Source organism: Lacticaseibacillus sp. 22 (assembly GCF_055413445.1).
This window is the reverse complement of the sequence record NZ_JBVAYD010000057.1, coordinates 1-2,873: the sequence shown is the minus strand read 5'-3', so window position 1 is coordinate 2,873 and position 2,873 is coordinate 1. Positions and strand designations below refer to the sequence as shown.

Genomic DNA, 2,873 nt, shown 5'->3' with positions numbered 1-2,873 from the left:
TAGGAGGTTCTCATCATGATGACAAAGCTGACTCAAGGTAGCCAATCATTTTATTTCTGGTTTTTCAGACGCGATCTGTGAGACCAGTTACCTTTGAGTGAGCGGTCACACAGATCAAGCAATTGACTGTGTGGCTGGAATCAGGAGAATCATTCCCATTTCGTGCCCCGCGGTCAATCGATGACTGCGGGGCTTTTATTTTAGTTTCAACTTACTGGATGTAAAAAGATGGAGGGATTTTCATGGCATTAGTCGATCGTATGAATCACGAGGTTCGGCAACTCAAACCGAGCGACATTTTACAATTCAATGCAGAAATCAGCGGTATTGAAGGCATTGTTAAGCTGACATTAGGTGAACCGGATTTTCCGACGCCAGAGCATGTCAAGGCAGCAGGCATCCAATCAATCGAAAATGATGAGAGCCATTATACCCAGAGCAAAGGCTTGCCGGGATTACGAGCTGCGGCGAGCCATTATCTGGCAACAAAGTATAAAACCTCCTATGATCCGGAGACACAGATTTTAATCACAGCTGGGGCTACTGGCGGTATTTATTCGAGTTTAACGGCTATGTTGAACAAAGGCGATACCGTGATTATCCCAACTCCGATTTTTCCTTTATACATCCCAATCGTGTTATTAAACGGAGCAAAACCAATATTTATCGACACTTCGGCGGATGGGTTCATTCTTAAGCCGGAAAAATTGCAACAGGCGATTGAAGCCAATCGGGACACGGTTAAAGCGGTGATTCTTAACTACCCGACTAATCCAACTGGGGTGACGTATAATCGCGCGGATCTGAGCGCATTAGCGGATGTCATCAAGCAGTATGAAATTTTTGTCTTAAGCGATGAGATTTATTCAGAGTTGACCTACAGTGGGATGCATGTTTCGATGGGCGAGATACTCCCTGATCAAGCGATCGTCCTTAACGGGGTCTCAAAATCCCACGCAATGACCGGCTGGCGCGTTGGGATCACGGCAGGGCCGGCTGCGATTATTCAACAAATCGGCAAGGTTAGCGAGTTTACGATTACCAGCGTCACGACCAATGCCCAGCGCGCGGCTGAAGAGGCGTTGAAGAATGGCATGGAAGATAGTCAGCCGATGAAGCAAGCTTATCGAAAACGGCGCGATTTTCTGATGAAGGCCTTACCGGAAGCCGGCTTGGAAGTTCCTCATCCGGATGGCGCATTTTATATTTTTGCTAAGTTGCCAGACCGGTTCCATGACAGCTGGAAGTTTGTTTATGCGTTGGCACGTGAAGCAAAGGTTGCCGTGATTCCCGGTGCCAGTTTTGGCCCAGGCGGTGAAGGTTATGTGCGGATTTCGTATGCGGCCTCGATGGCGGATTTGAAACTGGCGGCTGAGCGCATTAAGCAGTTTATGGCAACGCATTAGGTAGGCAGGTTTGCAGTTGGACGATAACGCGCTCAAAGGGGAATGATGATGAAGAAAATTTTAATGTATAGTGTTCGACCAGACGAACAACCAGCGATTGATGACTGGGTTGCTGCCAATGATATTCAAGTTGATACCAATACCGTTGCCTTCAATGCTGATACGGTTGATCTGGCTAAGGGCTACGATGGGGTTGTCATTCAACAGCATGGCGCCATTCCAGAACCGCTTGTTTATCAGAAGTTGAAGTCATTCGGGATGAAGCAGTTGACTTTGCGGATTACCGGCTATGACATTGTTAATCTCGATGCTGCGGCTGCCAATGGATTGGCCGTGACCAATGTGCCCGCATACTCGCCGCGATCGGTTGCGGAACTGGTTTTGGCTCATGCCATGCGATTGATTCGCCATTTGGGTGAGGCTACGGCGCGCGAAGCCAAAGATGATTATAGCTGGGGTGGTCTGGAAGCGCAGGAAGTTCATCAATTAACGATTGGCATCATTGGCGCTGGCAAAATCGGCAGTACCGTCGCTCGCATTTTTCGCGCCTTAGGATCTACCGTCATCGTGGCTGATCCGGTAACGCGCCCTGAATTGGCGGATACGGTTCGTTATGTCGATCTTGACACCTTACTGGCCACGGCTGATATCGTCACCGTGCACACACCGCTGGACGACATCACCACCCATATGCTTGATGCCGCCACCTTCAAAAAGATGAAAAAGACGGCTTACTTGATCAATGCAGCCCGCGGACCGATTGTCGATACGACCGCATTGATTGAGGCGCTGCAACGTGGTGAGATTGCCGGCGCTGCTTTGGACACAATTGAAGGTGAAGCCGGTATTTTTGGGGTTGATCGCAGCCAATCCGGCGTGGACAATACCAATCTTGAAACTTTAAAGGCTTTGCCGAACGTTGAGATTTCTCCGCATATCGGTTTTTATACGGATGCAGCCGTGAAAAACATGATCGATATTTCATTGGATGACGTCAAAACTATTTTAGTCGGTGGGCATTCACCGCACCAAGTTAATTAAACGGAGGAAGACGATGAAACAAGATGTAAAAACCGTGACGATGAACATTTTAAACGGTTTATCAGTGGGGATTATTGTTGCCTTGGTTCCTGGCGCGATCTTAAATGCGCTCGTCAAGTTGCTTTTACCTAGCTTTCCACAGTTGGCCGTTGTCACGTATATGACGACCGCTGCGATGACCTTGTTACCGGCGTTATCGGCTGTGTGCGTGGGAATGCTGGCGAAGTTTACGCCGATTCAAACAAGTTCGCTGGCACTGGCTGCCATTATTGGTGCCGGTAATTATCATCTGACCAAAACCAGCTTGAGTGTTGCCGGAACCGGGGATGTGATTAATTTGGCGATCACCCTCGCCATTGGCTATTTAGTCATTTTATTGTTGGGCAATGCGCTCAAGGCGTACACGATTCTTCTGATTCCATCGTT

The 2,873-nt window shown here is 48.5% G+C and carries 3 protein-coding genes; all 3 read left to right on the top strand.

Going from position 1 to position 2,873, the window contains the following annotated elements; translation table 11 throughout:
* Positions 1–242: 242 nt before the first annotated feature.
* On the top strand, positions 243–1,406 hold the full coding sequence (locus tag ACWP87_RS13665) for an aminotransferase class I/II-fold pyridoxal phosphate-dependent enzyme (RefSeq protein ID WP_014569944.1): 1,164 nt from the start codon (positions 243–245) through the stop codon (positions 1,404–1,406).
* A 48-nt stretch (positions 1,407–1,454) separates the two neighbouring features.
* Positions 1,455–2,447: a D-2-hydroxyacid dehydrogenase gene (locus ACWP87_RS13660; RefSeq protein WP_014569943.1), complete on the top strand. Its 993-nt coding sequence runs from the start codon at positions 1,455–1,457 to the stop codon at positions 2,445–2,447.
* A 13-nt stretch (positions 2,448–2,460) separates the two neighbouring features.
* Positions 2,461–2,873: PTS sugar transporter subunit IIC (locus tag ACWP87_RS13655; protein WP_029944132.1), on the top strand; the 413-nt coding region annotated here is incomplete at its 3' end.

What these genes read in the sequence shown, in the direction of transcription:
- ACWP87_RS13665 (WP_014569944.1), top strand. Translation starts at nt 243, where the DNA reads ATGGCATTAGTCGATCGTATGAATCACGAGGTTCGGCAACTCAAACCG.
- ACWP87_RS13660 (WP_014569943.1), top strand. Translation starts at nt 1,455, where the DNA reads ATGAAGAAAATTTTAATGTATAGTGTTCGACCAGACGAACAACCAGCG.